14 protein-coding genes are annotated in these 16,595 nt (G+C 31.0%); 3 read left to right on the plus strand and 11 right to left on the minus strand.

Features of this window, described 5'->3' with window-relative positions; all coding sequences use genetic code 11:
- Positions 1-10: 10 nt before the first annotated feature.
- Both GQR97_RS17630 and GQR97_RS17635 read right to left on the minus strand, forming a co-directional pair.
- Positions 11-781: a sigma-70 family RNA polymerase sigma factor gene (locus GQR97_RS17630; RefSeq protein ID WP_158850803.1), complete on the minus strand. Its 771-nt coding sequence runs from the start codon at positions 779-781 to the stop codon at positions 11-13.
- A 109-nt stretch (positions 782-890) separates the two neighbouring features.
- The gene (locus tag GQR97_RS17635; RefSeq protein WP_158850805.1) at positions 891-1,379 is read right to left on the minus strand and encodes a hypothetical protein; all 489 of its coding nucleotides are present in this window, start codon (positions 1,377-1,379) and stop codon (positions 891-893) included.
- 163 nt (positions 1,380-1,542) lie between these two features.
- Here GQR97_RS17635 and GQR97_RS17640 point away from each other — a divergent pair, with 163 nt between their 5' ends.
- From GQR97_RS17640 to GQR97_RS17650, 3 genes are read left to right on the plus strand one after another with little or no spacing between them, the layout of a single operon-like run.
- Positions 1,543-1,872: a YtxH domain-containing protein gene (locus GQR97_RS17640; protein ID WP_158850807.1), complete on the plus strand. Its 330-nt coding sequence runs from the start codon at positions 1,543-1,545 to the stop codon at positions 1,870-1,872.
- A 6-nt stretch (positions 1,873-1,878) separates the two neighbouring features.
- Positions 1,879-2,232 (plus strand): phage holin family protein, encoded by a 354-nt coding sequence (locus tag GQR97_RS17645; RefSeq protein ID WP_158850809.1) that lies wholly within the window; start codon positions 1,879-1,881, stop codon positions 2,230-2,232.
- Positions 2,225-2,455, plus strand: coding sequence for a DUF6327 family protein (locus GQR97_RS17650; RefSeq protein WP_158850811.1), 231 nt, complete (start codon positions 2,225-2,227; stop codon positions 2,453-2,455). The genes GQR97_RS17645 and GQR97_RS17650 overlap by 8 nt, the downstream gene beginning before the upstream one ends.
- 20 nt (positions 2,456-2,475) lie before the next feature.
- On the opposite strand, the gene GQR97_RS17655 is transcribed toward GQR97_RS17650, so the two are convergent.
- From GQR97_RS17655 to GQR97_RS17695, 9 genes are all read right to left on the minus strand, one after another.
- Entirely contained in the window at positions 2,476-3,546 is a 1,071-nt protein-coding gene (locus GQR97_RS17655) for a response regulator (protein ID WP_158850813.1), read from the minus strand.
- Positions 3,524-6,058 (minus strand): PAS domain S-box protein, encoded by a 2,535-nt coding sequence (locus tag GQR97_RS17660; protein ID WP_158850815.1) that lies wholly within the window; start codon positions 6,056-6,058, stop codon positions 3,524-3,526. The genes GQR97_RS17655 and GQR97_RS17660 overlap by 23 nt, the downstream gene beginning before the upstream one ends.
- Before the next feature lie 199 nt (positions 6,059-6,257).
- Complete coding sequence (gene glgX, locus GQR97_RS17665) at positions 6,258-8,333, minus strand: glycogen debranching protein GlgX (protein ID WP_158850817.1); 2,076 nt, start codon at positions 8,331-8,333, stop codon at positions 6,258-6,260.
- The gene (locus GQR97_RS17670) at positions 8,330-9,508 is read right to left on the minus strand and encodes an alpha-amylase family glycosyl hydrolase (protein WP_158850819.1); all 1,179 of its coding nucleotides are present in this window, start codon (positions 9,506-9,508) and stop codon (positions 8,330-8,332) included. Before GQR97_RS17670 ends, glgX begins: the two co-directional genes overlap by 4 nt.
- Positions 9,509-10,135: 627 nt before the next feature.
- Positions 10,136-11,530: a hybrid sensor histidine kinase/response regulator gene (locus tag GQR97_RS17675; protein WP_158850821.1), complete on the minus strand. Its 1,395-nt coding sequence runs from the start codon at positions 11,528-11,530 to the stop codon at positions 10,136-10,138.
- 2 nt (positions 11,531-11,532) lie between these two features.
- Positions 11,533-11,931: a response regulator gene (locus GQR97_RS17680; protein WP_158850823.1), complete on the minus strand. Its 399-nt coding sequence runs from the start codon at positions 11,929-11,931 to the stop codon at positions 11,533-11,535.
- A 4-nt stretch (positions 11,932-11,935) separates the two neighbouring features.
- Positions 11,936-13,651, minus strand: coding sequence for an ATP-binding protein (locus tag GQR97_RS17685; RefSeq protein ID WP_158850825.1), 1,716 nt, complete (start codon positions 13,649-13,651; stop codon positions 11,936-11,938).
- A gap of 94 nt (positions 13,652-13,745) precedes the next feature.
- Positions 13,746-14,219 (minus strand): hypothetical protein, encoded by a 474-nt coding sequence (locus GQR97_RS17690; RefSeq protein WP_158850827.1) that lies wholly within the window; start codon positions 14,217-14,219, stop codon positions 13,746-13,748.
- 37 nt (positions 14,220-14,256) lie between these two features.
- On the minus strand, positions 14,257-16,578 hold the full coding sequence (locus tag GQR97_RS17695) for a TonB-dependent receptor plug domain-containing protein (protein ID WP_158850829.1): 2,322 nt from the start codon (positions 16,576-16,578) through the stop codon (positions 14,257-14,259).
- Positions 16,579-16,595: the final 17 nt, after the last annotated feature.

Raw genomic sequence — 16,595 nt, forward strand, 5'->3', positions numbered from 1 at the left:
TTAAATAAATTTATTCTTTCAAGTTATATCTCTTAAAGAAACTAGTTTCTAAACTTTTACGCGCATCTTCTAAAAGTTCTTTTACTTCTTCAATACTTTGACTACGGATTATAGCTATTTCTCGCATTGAAAATTGATACTCAGTAGCCAATTCAAAAACAGTTCGCATAGATTGTGGTAGATTACTTAAAACCATAGATGTATGTTTTATAATATTTTCTTTACCCAAATCCTTATCAAGTTGTTCCATAAATTCTTTTTTATCTTCTTCTACAAAAACATGATTTAACACATAATCGTTCTTAGCGTATGAAATATCGTCTAACTCATCAATCATAACAAAATCTCCGCCACCATCGATACTATATTTTTCTTGCATTGCATCCCATGCTGGACGAGAATAATCATCAATATTCTTAAAAAAATAATCATCAAATTCTTCTTCCACAATACTGTCCTCCAGAAGTTTATCTGCTGTTTTAAACAACCAAGGATGTAGACTTTCTTTGTCTTTCACCTCATCAAAATGATCATAAACCTCAATAAATAGTTGATCAATAAAATCATCTGGTTTATACTTTCCCTTAGGAAGGTTTCCTTTGGATAAAGCAGTAGCCAATGTTTTTGTAATATATCGGTTAACTTGATATAAGGTTTTTAATAATAAATTGTTAAACAAAGTCTTATCACCCTGCTGTTTAAACTTGCTTAAATCAGAAAACGTACTCGCTACGAATACATTAAAATCCTTTTTACTTTCATAATATTTTAGAGTGTCCATATGATATGTTTTAAGTTAAAATACATCTTGAAAGTACAGAGATATTAAATAGAATACAATGACCTAGATCAGTCTAAAAAAGCATATTCTAATTAACCGCAGTACTTCATTATACTATATTTTTAATTTTATTTTTCAATATTTCAATATTTAAGCGATCTCCCCTTGCTACCAGAAAACTATCACCATTTTTTAGTTTTTCAATATCTAAACTAGCTTCTGCTTCACTTATACCAAGTCCTCTTAATATCCCAAAGGGTCCGCCAAACAGTCCACCTATCGCTTTTTTACCTATTAAGTTTGAAAATGTAGAAACCAAGAAACCGGCTACAAATAAACGACCGAGTTCAGGGTTATAAAAAGTATCAAATTCAGTATGCATACCCAATAATTCCTTAAAAAAGGCTTTGAGTTTTTTTTCTTGAAACATCCACTTTTCCCTTTCGGCTATGTTATCTTCTCCAAGATTACCAATAACCGATATAACCATCTTATCAAAATCCATTTCACGAATGGTTTTTATAGCTTTTTCTAACTCTGGAATTTGAGTATACGGTTTTATAAAAACTTGCTTTTGTTCTGTTTTAGAGGCATTCATTTTAATAAAAATTTTAAAAATAATATCGTTTTAAGAGGACCTATTCTCTATGGCTAATTTACAAGCAGATATTTTCTACACCCCTGACCTAGGTCATGATAATAAAAAATAAACCGAACTAAATTTGTAATATTAATTTAATATTAATTAAAAATTTGAAATCATGGCAAACGATAATGGAAATGTCCTTTTGGCATTATTAACAGGAGCCGCAATTGGTGCGGGTTTTGGAATATTGTATGCTCCAAACAAAGGAGTTGAAACACGACATAAAATAAAAGAACGCGCTTTAGAGGCTAAACACGATATAGCGGAGCGCGTTACACACGCTAAAGATGAGCTGACTAAAACAGCCAACGAAAAGAAAGAAGAATTCGACCAAAAACTAGATGAAACCATTAGCAATATGAGCTATAAAGCAGATGATATTATAGCTACTTTGGAACGCAAATTGGAAGATCTTAAGAAAAGAAACGCTCAACTACACAAATAATGCATTATGGCATTTGAAACATTAAAAAAAGACCTCGTTGACCTAGATAGCGATATGAGGTCTTATATTGAGACAAACAAGGCGTATTATAAACTTAAAGTTTTTAAAATACTAATAGGTTCGATTACCACTATAACACATTCTTTATTAATTGGCGCTATAGTATTTCTTGCCATTTTTATGATATCACTTGGTGTATCTATGCTTATTAGTGAGGCTATAGGTAATTTATATTCTGGCTTTTTAATTGTGGGAGCTTTTTACCTTGTAGTTGCCATAGTGTGTTACATATTTAGAAGCAGACTCAATAGACCGTTGATTAAGAAGTTCTCAAAACATTATTTCGATAGTTATGAATAAAAAATATAGCACACTTGTAGAAATAGAGCACGATTTGAAAGTTTTACGACTTCAAAGAGATATTGTAAAAGAAACTTTAAAGCTAGATTTAACAACCACAAAAAACCACCTAAATCCTAAAAAAATAATGGATACTACTGGTTTTGGGCTCAAACAATTCGCTATAGATTTTGCTCTCAACAAAGGATTGGAATGGCTTAGTAAATTACGCCATAAACGGTAGCACATATTAACGGCCATCTACTAGCCAAATTTAGCAACTTGTTGTAATTGTTTTTTATCTAAAAGAACAATTCTACGGGCTTCACCCAATTGGATTAAACCTTCATTCTTAAAATCTGAAAGCACTCGTATTGTAGTTTCCGTTGCCGTACCTATTAAACCTGCAAAATCTTCTCTAGAAACGCTAAGTCCATCATTAACACTATCTTTTATAAGTCCTTTACCGTAAAGCTCTAAAAGTGCCGTAGCTGCTCTTTTACGAACAGAATCGAAAGCCATACCCATTAATTGGTCTTGCATATGCAATACATTATTAGAAATCATACTAATAAACTTATGCGATACCTCCTTGTTATTAAATAAAAGTTGCGTAAAATCGCTTTTAGGAATACAACAAATTTCACAATCATTAAGCGCTATGGCTGTTTCTGTATATAACCCCGAACTTCCTAAAACACAAAGTTGCCCTATAAAGTCGCCTGTATTAAACATACCGGTAACATATTCTTTTCCGCTTTCATTATACTTGTATGTTTTAACTTCTCCGCTTTGTATAAAAAAAAGATTATGTGCTGCAGATCCTTCTGAAAAAACAGCTTCTTTCGCTCTAAAATTAATAATATTTCTATCTTCGGAAAGATCGTTTAGATTTTGATATACTGAAGCTTCTTTAATAAATTGATTGATACCTTGTACATCTCTAGCAAACTCCTTCCGCATAAATGTATTCTTATTTAAACGTGCTTCAATAGCTAAAAGCAACTCGTCTGCATCGAAGGGTTTGGTTAGATAATCATCTGCACCCATCGTCATGCCTTTACGCAAATCTGATTTTTCAGATTTTGCCGTTAAAAATATAAATGGAATATAGGCCAATTTATGATCTTGACTTAACTGCTCAAAAACACCATAACCATCCAAAATAGGCATCATGATATCACATAAAATAAGATCTGGCATAAATTGCCGTGCCTTTTCAACCCCTACTTTACCATTTTCGGCAGTGGCTACTTCATAATTCTCAATTTCAAGAATTTCGGCAGTCATCTCCCTAACATCTTCATTATCTTCAATTAGTAGTATTTTTTTCATTTTTAATTAAATTTAAAGGTAATTCTACTGTAAAAGTGGTGCCTTTGTTTAATGCACTTACAAAACTAATATTTCCACCCATTAATTCGATATACTGCCTTACTATATTTAAGCCTAATCCGGTTCCTTGATAAGTTGTGGCGTTACTTGCTCTAAAAAATCTTTGAAATAAACTGTGTTGATCTTCGATAGGAATACCAATACCTTGATCGGCAACTACAATTATAAGCCTATCCTTATCACCTTGAACTTCAAATTTTATAACCTTGTTTTCTTCGGAATATTTAATGGCATTTAACAGTAAATTATGCAAAAAATGCCTTACTAATTTAGGATCAAGATTAACTTCTAAATACGTTGAATAACTTTTGAAATCGATAATTTGCCCTTGCTTTTTAATGCCTTCAATTTCTTCAACTAAAGATTTTGAAAAATCGATAAAATCAAATAACGTAGGTTGTGCTATTTCCTTTCCTTCTTCTAGCTTACTTAATGAAAGGAGGTCGTTAAGAATATAAACCAAATTATTAACGCTGGCTTTTATTTTGTCGACATATTTTATTAATTTATCCCCTTTTGCGGTTATATTTTGGCGTTCAATGAGGTTGGTAGCAGAAAGAATGACACTTAAAGGCGTTCTGAATTCGTGAGAAGCCATAGAAATAAAGCGCGATCTAAGTTCATTGAGTTCTTTTTCTTTCTCTAATGTATTTCGGATTTCGATCTCTATGTTTTTTTGATCAGAGATATTATTATGCACCAATAAAACCTGAACAATATTTTTATCTTTATCGAATAATGGTGTGGTATTAATTAAGTAAGACCGGTCTTGAATATCTACTTCAAAAGAACAATGCTGTCCTTTAAAGGTCTTTTGAATGTTTTCGATAATATCATGCTTCACCTCTTCTAAAATCCCTTTAACGTCTCTAATAGCAACTTTAGTAGCGGCTAAACTTCTAAATCCTAATTCATCTAATTCTTCTCCTTCTATAAATACCACTTCAACTTGTAAATTAACAACTGCCACAAAGCCTCTAGGAAAATTTCTAGAAATATTCCCTAATAATTCATGACTGGCAATAGCCCTATTTTCGGCTAATTTTGTAAACTGAATTTGATCCTCAAGGCTTAAATTAGATTCTACTAACTTCTGTACTATATCTTTAAGCTCGAAAGTACGCTCGGATACCCTGTTTTCTAGTACTCCAGCATAAGCAGCTAATTCTTCTTTACTTTGATGTAAAGCTTCACTTGTATTATATTGCTCTATGGCTACACTAGTAACTTGGGCCATATTTAGTATTATTTCTCTTTCTGCTGCAAGTGGTTTTCTTGGTGTATTAAAATAAATAGCAAAGGTTCCTAACAACTCTTGATTTGAAGAAAATATAGGAAACGACCAACATGCTTTTAGATTATTAGCTAAAGCTAGTTCTCTATGGTTTTCCCAAAAAGGATCTGTAAAAATATCTGTAACAATAACTTCTTTTTTAAAATAAGCAGCAGTACTACAAAATTCTTTTTCTACACCAATAGGAAGCCCCTCAATGGCATTAGTAAACCCTTTAGGAAGATTTGTAACGGTTAATTTTTGTAATGTTTTAGTTTCTTTGTTTAATAATAAAATAGAACCTATGCAATTTGGAATGGCTGTTTCTATGATTTCAATAATTCTATTTGTAATGTTTTTTAATGGTTCATGTTGAATAATCATGTCCATAACATGAGACTGCCCTATTTTAAAAAATTCTTCCATTTTTTGCTCTGTAACATCGTTTTGGACACCAACATAATGCGTAAGCTCTTTTTTATTATTAAATATTGGAGAAATAGAAACCTCGTTCCAAAACAAGGAACCATCTTTGCGATAATTACGCAATACTACGTGACATTCTTTTCCTTTTTTTATAGCAGCCAAGATAATTTCAATATCGTTTTGCTCTCTATCTTCTCCTATCAAAAAACGGCAGTTCTTGCCCATAAAATCGGAGTTCTTATACCCCGTAATCTTTGAAAAAGAATCGTTACCATAAACAATAGGATAATTTGGTTGCCGAGCATCGCAAATAATAATGCCTCTTGCTGTAGATGCTAATATTTGGTTTCGGATATATAGAATATTCTCAATAGCTTTTTCTTCTGTTATATCTCTTATAAAAGCAGTGACTAATTCACTCCCGTTTATTTCAGTGTGACTCAGACTTATTTCTAATAAAATTTGTGTACCATCCTTTTTTAGTCCGTAAATATCCTTTCCTTCACCTAAAAATCGACTCGTAGTTTCTGTGGTATCCTTTACTATAAGTGCCTTATATGCTTGTATGAATTTATCAGGAATAAGACCTTCTACTTTTCGCTTAACTAATTCTCCCGGTGCGTAACCAAACATTTTTTCAACCGAAGGATTAGCCTTAATGATATACCCGTGATTATTTACAACCAAGATACCTTCTACTGAAGATTCAAAAATACCTCTAAAAAGTTCCCTGTCTTTTAATTCATCTACCATACTATAAAAGCTAATAAAATTAGTTTAGTACTCATTACGCTAAATTTTCAGAAAAATGCTTCTGCTAATTTACAAAATACTCCCCTAACCTAAAGAGAACTAAAGCCTATAATATTGTTAATAAAAACCGATTAAACTTGTTCTGAATTTATCTTGTATTGATTTTTTAAATTCACTTAAATTAAAATCTAGAGTACAATTAAATAGAAATTGCAATAAGAAGAACAACCGATCTAGCTTTAACGATATAAGAACGTTCTTTTACTATTGTTGCTTTTTCTAGCGTTACAATATCTTCTGGTGATGGCAAGGAGGTGTCAATAATACGAAACCAATTTTTCTTATTAAAATCCTCCGAATCTGGAATTTCAAAAGTCATATCCTTGTTATAGGCATTGCATGCAAGAAACAGCACGTAATTTTTTTTACTAGATTTTACAACACCAGCTAAACTATGCGATGTGGAGCTCCAGTCTGGCTGCCCTAATTTAACACCACTCCAATCAATTTCTTGTTTAGTTTGCAGAAACTCCATTAATGGCAAAGTATAATCTGCATCCATCAAACTTGTATCTAGTCTAAAGGCATTCAACCCTTTAACAAAGCGGTGTAAGGATGCGTTCTTTTCCAAAAGGTCCCAATCAAACCAATTTATCTCATTATCCAAGCAGAAGGCATTGTTGTTGCCTAATTTTGTTCGTTTTACTTCATCGCCCATCAAAATCATTGGTGTCCCATAAGAAAGAAGTGTAACAGCTAAAAAATTCTTTATCTGTTGCTCCCGTATTTGTTCTATAATTGGATCGGTCGTTGGCCCTTCAACCCCATAATTATAACTGAGACTATTGTTGCTTCCATCGCGGTTTTCTTGTCCGTTATCCTCATTATGTTTTTGATTATAACTTACCAAATCATTTAAGGTAAAACCATCATGGCAGGTAATAAAATTGATACTTGTATCCGCTGGTTGGTTTTTATGACCATAAAGGTCTGGACTTGCCAAAATTCGTGATGCAAAATTAGATATTGAATCTTTATCGCCTCTAATAAAACGGCGCACATCATCCCGAAACTTACCATTCCACTCTTTCCATTTATCACCAATAAAACTACCTACTTGATAAAGCCCTGCTGCATCCCAGGCCTCTGCTATAAGTTTGGTTCCGGCAAGAATTGGATCAGATTGTATATCCCAAAGTATAGGCGGATTCTGTTGAGGTTTCCCTGACTGATCTCGAGATAATACAGAAGCAAGATCAAATCGAAATCCATCAACATGCATTTCAGAAACCCAAAAACGAAGACTATCCATTATCATTCTTCGAACGGCAGAATAGTTGGCATTAATAGTGTTTCCGCAGCCAGAATAATCCCCATAGGTTCCATTGGGATTTAATATATAATAAGCATTATTGCCAATACCTTTAAAGCTTAATGTTGGTCCATTTTCATTACCTTCACCTGTATGATTATAAACCACATCGAGTATAACCTCTATATCAGCATTATGCAATGCTTTTACCATATCACGGAATTCATCTAAAGGACCAAATAGATCTTTACTAGAACTATAATCGCTATGTGGTGCAAAAAAAGATACAGGACTATAGCCCCAATAATTGGTTTTTCCCTCCGGCGCATCTTGTTTATCAAACTGAAATACAGGTAGTAATTCTACAGCTGTGATACCCAAATCTATTAAATAAGGTATTTTTTCTATCAATCCGGCATAAGTTCCTCTTTTATCATCCTTTATTCCCGAATTAGGGTTTTGAGTAAATCCCTTTACATGTAATTCATATATAATAGTCTTTATAAAAGTATGGCGAAGACAACGATCCTCTTCCCAATCGTAAGTACTAGTGTCTACCACAACACTTTTCATGGCACTACTTACATTATCACCTGGCTTACTTGCCAAATCTCGCCGATAAGCCTTAGGGGTTACCACAAGTTTACCATAAGGATCTAACAACACTTTTTGAGCATCAAAACGATATCCTTCATCAGGGTTAAACGGACCATGAACGCGATAAGCATATATTTGACCTGCCTTAAGTCCTGGCACAAAAATATGCCAATATAATTCTGTTCGATTTAGTTTTTTATCAAGAATTATAGTTTCACTAGGTTTAACATCCTCTATACCATTAAACAGCAGTAATTCTACAGCTGTACTATTCTTGGAAAAAAGACTAAAATTAACTCCGTTAGCTTTAACAGATGATCCAATTGGATAAGGCCACCCTTTTGTTATATCTCTATGTGTTTTCAATTTTTTACGTTTTCCTTGTTTCTATATTTTATAATCAAATCCTTAAACCCTTCGATGAATTGGGGATTAATAGTATTCCAATCCATTGGTGCTCTAACAGCCAAATCAGATTGCGGTATGGAACCATTAATAGGTTCCTTGTTATATTTACAATTTTCGGTACCATAATAAATAACTACCGGTTGATCTAAGGAAAGTAGTAATTCAAAAGCTTGTAACATAACCTGAACATCTCCTTTACAATGCAACAGAAATCTATCCACATCATGATTATCCAAAAATGTCACCATAAAATAGCCAGATGGTACTTGCTGAAAATGTTTTTTTATTTTGTCTTTTAGTTTACTATCTAGCAACAAATTTTTTCCTTTTTCTGCAGCTTTAACAATTAAAGTATTTAATGTAAAATCCAATACTCCATCTAACTCTCCATAATACTCTAATTGAACCTCTTCTTGAAAAACACCAAACTTTCTTTTCTGCATTTTATTCTTTAGTCCTGTAGTTTTTATAAGCTTTTTGTCTAAACTATCGCACCAAACCTCACCAACGAAAACACTTTGCGGATAATGTGCTTTCATTTTTTTTCTGAATACCTTCCAAAACTTATGTGAAGGACCTATGGCATGGTCTAATCTAAAACCATCCAGTCCTAAAGACATCCAGTAATCAGCAATATCAATCATATAATTCCTAACCTCTGCATTGTTCAAGTTTAATTTAGGTAATTCTGGAAAATCTAAGAAACAACGATACGTAGCAGGCCATTTTTCAAAAATAAACCAATCATGATATTTACTATTCTCATTTTTACAGGCATCCTCAAAAAAAGGATGTTTGTTTGAGCAATGGTTTGGAATAAAATCGGCAATAATATAAAGTCCTCTTTTGTGCGCTTCACTAATTAGTGTTTTTAAATCTTCCTCAGTACCAAAATGCGAATTCACTTTTTTAAAGTCCGTAACATTATAACCATGATAACTTAGTGATTCGTAAAACGGAGATAGCCAAATAACATTTACACCTAAGCTCAAAAAATAGTCTAGTTTCTGTGTAACACCATTAATATTCCCTCCAAGAAATTTAGGCGAATTTCTTGTTTCCTCAAAACCATTGAATCTATCGATAAAGACTTGATATATTACAGCCTTTTTAAACCAATTAGTTGCACTCATAACTGTTACATATTTGGGAATGTTTTTTAATGAATAGGTATGAAACGGATTACACAATATGAGTTTAAAGAACTTATATCATAGGAGTCTTCCCTCTTCAAAAAGCTGTTTAACTTAAACATCTTGAGTATTGACAGCTTAATATAATACTTCAAGAACCTCTCAAATAATAAACTAACCAATGCTATGGCAAGGCACTCCAAACCTATTCTTATAATAAAAAAACATTCAACTATAAAACAAATTACTGCAATTAATAGCAATATTAAACTGATTTAGGTCATGAAGCGAAATGTTTTGTTTTATTAATTATTGCTAAAACCAAGGTATAAGGTGAAGTAATAATTCCATAATGATACATGATTCTCAAAAAAGATTGAAAGAGAACACAACAAAAAGAAGTTATTCGGGATACTGAATTTATAAGAGTTCTAGTTCAATTTAAAATTGGAAAATTACATCCATTTATTTAACTAAAAAACTATTTCCAATTTATTAAGACACCAAAAATAAAAACGCTTTATTTCTAATACTAAAAATATATAATTTGTATTATTTGAGACAAATACAAATTGAAAGTAATGCGGCCTTCTTTTAGAAAGACTAAAAGTTAACTGTTAATATTCTTTAAATTTCATTAACATCCTTACAGCTATCGATAATAATGTCGTTTTTAATATTTTTAAGTGGAATGGAGAAAAAGAACGAGCTACCTTCTCCTAATTTTGAATCTACCCATATATTGCCATCTAAAAGATTAACAAGCTTTTTTGCAATGGTAAGTCCTATTCCAGCACCATCATATTGTCTATCAAAGGCCCCATTAACTTGAGTAAAGCCTTTAAAAATTAAATCTTGATGACTTTTATCTATACCAATTCCTGTATCTGAAACAAAAAAAGTAATATGTGTTATTTCTTCTTTTTTACAAATATTAAAGCCATAATTAATAGTACCGCTTTCTGAAAATTTAATGGCATTTTTTAAAAGGTTTACTATAATGTTTGTTAGTTTTAATTTATCGGTATGTATCGTTAAATTTTTATAATCTGATGGAATTATTAAATTAAAATCTATGTGATGCTTTCCTTGTTTTTCTTGATGAATTTTCATCGATTCATGAATTTCATTTAGAAAAACACTTAAATCAATAGCCTTCATAAACACTTGTACTTTACCAGATTCAATAACCGAAATATTAAAAAGATCTTCAATAAGTTTAAGTAAATGCTCTCCGCTATTATGAATAATTTGTATATACTCATGAATTTCTTCTGTAGATGAATCTCGATCTACTAAACCCGAAAGCCCAATAATAGAATTAAGAGGTGTTCTTAACTCATGAGACATGGTTGCTAAAAACTGAGATTTTAATCGGTCGCTTTCTTCTGCTTTATCTTTTGCAAGAGTTAATTCTACAGTTCTGTCTTCAACAAGGTTTTCAAGGTGATTTCTATATTTTTCTAATTCTTGATTCTGAATCGTAATTTCTTGTTGCTTTTCTAAAAGCAAGTTGTTTTTATTATTTAGTTCCTGCGTTCTCAACTTAACTTTATGCTCAAGTGAAGTACTTAACACCTGTAGCTCTTCATTTTGAATTTTAAGTTTATTTTCTTGTTGATAACTCTTAAGAGCTTCTTTAACTGTTAAAACAAGATCGTTAGTATGCCAAGGTTTAGATATATATCTATAAAGACCTGCATAATTTATTGAGTTTGCAACACCTTCAATCGTGGCTTGGCCGGTTAACAAAATGTTTAATGTATTAGGTGTTTTTTCATGAAGTTTCTTTAAAAACTCATCACCCTTCATAACTGGCATTGCATAATCTGCTATTACTACTGGAATTTCATAATTTAAATCTAGTAAATTATTAATAGCCTCTAAAGCTTCAATGCCCGACTCTGCAGTTTCAATAATATATGTATTACCAAAAGCATTTTTTAGTTCAGTTTTTAAGCTATTTAAAACTATTTTTTCATCATCAACGCAAAATATCACTCCCATTTTCATACTCATCATTTTTAAATTAATAACCTCCCAGAATCTATACAAGAAAATAATTCAGATTGCATCCATGGTTTTCTGATGCATTTATATAAATTAGCTTCTCTTTTTGTTTTTTCGATTGATTTAAAATCAGCCTGACCTGTTAACATTATTTTTAACGAATTGGGATATTTATTATGAACTCTAATTAAAAATTCATCCCCTTTAATAACTGGCATTAACCAATCACTAATTATTATTAATTTAACCTTAATATCCTCCATCATTAGCTCGTCAATAATATCGAAGGCCTCATTTGCACTCTCGGCAGTTTCATACACAAATAAATTACCATAATTCTCCCTTAATTGAGCTTTAATACTATTCAATATTATTTTTTCATCATCGACACATAATATTACAATTTTCTCCATAGTCTTATTCTTGTATTATTGTTGATTCTTCCTTATTACTATTTATGGGCAGATAAATACTAAACGTTGTTTTACCTGGCTCACTTTCTACTTCAATTTTACCTTTATGCTTTTCTATAATTCGTTTTGAAATATCTAAGCCTATCCCTGTACCTTCTCCAGTTGGTTTTGTGCTAAAAAATGGATCAAATATTTTATCAATTTCTTCTTGAGGAATACCTTTTCCACTATCTGTAATTGAAACTACCACCCAACTATTTTCTGTATAAGTTTTAATAGCTAGCTTACCATTAAGATCCATAGCATAAATAGCATTATGAAGTATGTTGGTCCATACTTGATTTAACTCATCATAATAGCAAAGAATTTTTGGTATTTCATCATATTTTTTAGAGACTTCAATTCCTTGCTTAATCTGGTTGTTATATAAGGTTAAAACACTTTCAATTCCTTCTGTAATATCTGCCAAAACTTGTTCCTCGTAATTATTAATTCGTGATGAATTTTTGAGAGCAAATACTACTTTTGAAGCTCTATCGGCTGCAAACTCTATATTTTCTGTACTTCTTTGCAGACCCGTAATTTTATATGCAACTTCTATAATTTCATTAGAATCTTTATTTTTTAAAAGATCCATATATTTTTCAATATTCTCTACAACCATCATATCTACAAAAGTATCTGCAAAAAAATATGCGTTTTCAATATTGTTATTTTCCAGCGTAACTGCTATTTTTTTCTTAAAGCTCCTTTCCTCTCTTGAGGTTAACCTGTGTCTATTTTTAAGAGAATCTTCCATGAGCGATAAAAATTCTAATTTTAATTTATCAGGTAATCGGTTAATAAATATAGGATACTCTTTTAACATAAAGTTTAGAGTGTTTTTAATATTCCCTATTGACGAACGAATAGCACCGAGCGGTGTATTTATTTCATGTGCAACACCTGCAATTAATTGCCCTAGTGCAGCCAATTTTTCCGAATTAACAAGTTTTTGCTGTGTTTGTTTTAGATCACCTAATGTTTCGGTTAATTCATTTGTTCTTTGTTTTAGCGTCTCTTCCCGTTCATGTATTTGCGATAACATTTTATTATATTCATCAACTAAAATTCCAATTTCATCATTTCCTTGTTTTTGAACTCGTAAATTGTAATTACCCTCTTTAGAAATTTCTTTAGTAGCTTTAGTTAATTTTAAAATAGGTTCTGAAAGTACTTTTTGTAACCAGGTAGCAAGTATATAATTAATAATAAGCAGAGCGAGAAGTAATATTCCCATTTTCAATAAATAGTCACTTATTTTTATTGTTAACTCCTCTGTAGAGACTCTTAAATAAATTTTACCAGCCAATTTATTATCGTAAAAAATAGGTCTAGAAACATTTAAATAATCATCCTCAAATTCACCCATTGAAATTGAGTTATCAGAGTTTGAAACTATTTTTTTATCCTCATTCTTATAAAATTCTGCAAAAATTTCATTTTTATCATTATAAACAATTCCAATATCTACAGATGGTATATTTTGTAATTTTTCTAATGTTTCCACCGCACTATCCGACATATCAAAAGCCAAAGGAACAGCACAATAATCACCAATAAGTGTGGCATTAACTATGGTGTTATTTCTCATATCCTCCTTGTAATCGGCAATATTACTCAATGTTACGTAAGCAAAACCAACCAAAAGTGAAAACAATGATACGATTTGAATAATCATTATCATTTTAAATCTAATTGAAAGGTTTTTAAATAACATAGGTGAAAAAATTATTTTAATATTTCTTTAATTTACTTCTATTTAACAAATTCTTTTAAATAAATGTAATTGTCACAACATAGTTTATATCATCATAAAATGCAGGAATAGTACCTATCATTTTTGATGATGTTAATGATGTAATTTTAATTGTTGATAAACCAATATCTCCAACAATAGGATAATTGTAAATTAAAGGATCTCCAAAAGTTAATTGAGTTTTATCTGAATTAAAAACCCAAGTTGTTTCAATAATAATTTCTTCTGATAAATCTGTTACAACTAATGTACCGTCACTATCAAACTTAAAAGAATAGCTTTTCACTTCATCAGAATCCAGTACTGTAATATCTGATATTTCTATTCCTCCCAAATTGATAGAAGGTTCAACAATTTTACTTTGAACCACCCATGATTTAGCTGTAAGCATTTCACTTTCGGATGAGAGTTTCGATGACTCTTCTTCGCTACAAGAAGTTAAACTTATTGAGGCACAAATAATAGTAATTAAAAAGTATTTAATTTTCATAATAGATTGGGGATTAAAGTTATTTTCATTTTTTTATTTAATATTCCCATTGAAAACCAACTAAAAAACTGGTTCCAATAGTATCTGCAAAACCATATTCACGATGTTTGCCTAGCATATTTTTAATAGATATATTTACTTCTGTTTTTTTCAAAATATTATAACTAACTTTTGCATTAATAATTGAATTAGCCTTAATTTTTGCTGTTTTTCTATGATAAATACCTGTATAATCCGAAATAACATTATCAATAGGCATTGCTTCAAATACTTGTTTTGAATACACATAACCGTTTATATTTAGGTTCAACTTGTTATTTGGTTTGTAATTCAATAAAAACCCACCATACAATGATGGTGTAAGCTCATCGCTCAATAAAGTCATATTAAGGTTAGAATATGCAGTAGTACTTAAAATATTAGTTTCTGGATTAAGTGAAAGTTTAGTATCGGTTGTGTTAATTTCAAACTCAGTATTATCATTTAAAAATGTTTTTTGCAATGTGCCATATAGCTTACAATCTAATTTGGAATTAGGGCTATAATTTAGCATAAAACTCGCACCAAGTTGAGAGGATCCGTAATCATAATTTTCAAAACTCATAAGTGCAGACCCAGAAACAGAAAGAACTGTCTCTACTTCATTTTCATTATTTAACTGAACTTCTGAATTTATTTCACGATACTCAATAGATGCCAAAAGATTGTCTGATTTCTGGAAAAACACCTCTATATCTATATTTAATTTAGAACTTAATTTACTTCTCCAACTTAATTCCAAACTAGAATTAGTTGGGTATTTTTGATCTCTATCGGCTTTAATATACTGTTCTACTGGAACATATACTGGATTAACATTTGTTTCTGTTTCCAGTCCGTAATAAAAATTCATCTTTGTATTTATAAATGTATCATAAAAAGAAGGAGAACGGTTTGCGCGAGAAATCACAGCTCGTAACAAATTGTTTTTATTTAAACGATAAGTACTAGCAAGTTCAAAATTCACAAAATGGTGTTTATTGATATTAAATTTATCAACACGAAACCCGGCAATCATCCTTAATTTAGATGATAGCTTCCAATCGGCAAGCATAGAACCGGAATAACTAATAAACTTTCTAGGCTCGTCTTTAATTTCATAATTAAGTTTTGAAAGATCAAATACCTCATCATACGTAACTGGACTATTATAACTACTTCTTTTATAACTCAAGCCTGGCCTTAAACTTAAGTTTTTATATCTGAATAAATATTCCAAATTCGCATCTAAATTATCAAATTCGAAAGTATTAAAGGAATTTCCTAGAACCTCCCCTTGAGAGATATTCCATTGCCCGTAAAAATTATTAATTTTAAAATTATTATCGATATAGAAACTTTGAGATTCGTATTGTGATAGTGGTGTTGCAAAATTTAGAAATCCAATTTTCTGGCTTTCAGATTTTTGCCCACCAAATGAAAGATTAACGTTTGTGTTTTCATTAAATTCGTGTGAAAAGAAAAGATTAGCTGCTCTTTTTTGTAAACTTTGCTCGGTATTATATTCACTAGATACAGCTTCGCTAAAATCCTGATAAGTCCAAATTTCATGTGTATTTGGATCTTTTTCAATTTCCATCATCATGTGCATGTCTTCTAATTGAGTATATTCCTCATCCCACCAATTATAATACATATTATCAAACCTGTCTCTTACAGTAAAATTACCTGTTAATGTTAAGCTTGTTTGATTGTTCCAGTTATAACCAATATTTGCATTAGCAATTTTAGTGTTGGCATTTCCAATTTTACCAGAAGCAAAAATATTCAATCCTTTTACTTTTGAATGAGAGGTTATTATATTAATAACTCCAGTAGCCGCATTGGGTCCATATAAGGCTGAAGCAGGACCTCTTACAATTTCAATTCGCTCAATATCATTAATATCTATTGGCAACGTTTCCCATAGTGTACCTCCAGAATAATAATCGTAAACAATTCTATTATCAATCATTACAAGTATGGTAGTATTGTATGGTAGAGAAACATATGCATTTTTTGTAATATCATCAAAACCACGAATTTGTACATCAAAATTCCCCGGAGTTATTTCTCTTACAATTAGCCCCTGAGATAAACGTAAGGCTTCCATAATACTTGTAGCCCCGGCGTTATCGATATCTTCTCTACTAATAATTGTAACAGATAAAGGGGTTTCAAAAAGATCTTCAGGTTGTTTAGATGCCGTAATTACAACATCAATATTTAAAATTTCATCTAAAGACATGTTTTCATAAACACTTGTATCCTGAGCGAATAAGTGGCCACTAAGCAAAACAAGCAGTAGGTTTAAAATGAATATGCTTAGCCTATTTTTCATTAAATTTTAAATAACTA

The organism is Algibacter sp. L1A34, assembly GCF_009796805.1.
Classification (GTDB): Bacteria; Bacteroidota; Bacteroidia; order Flavobacteriales; family Flavobacteriaceae; genus Algibacter.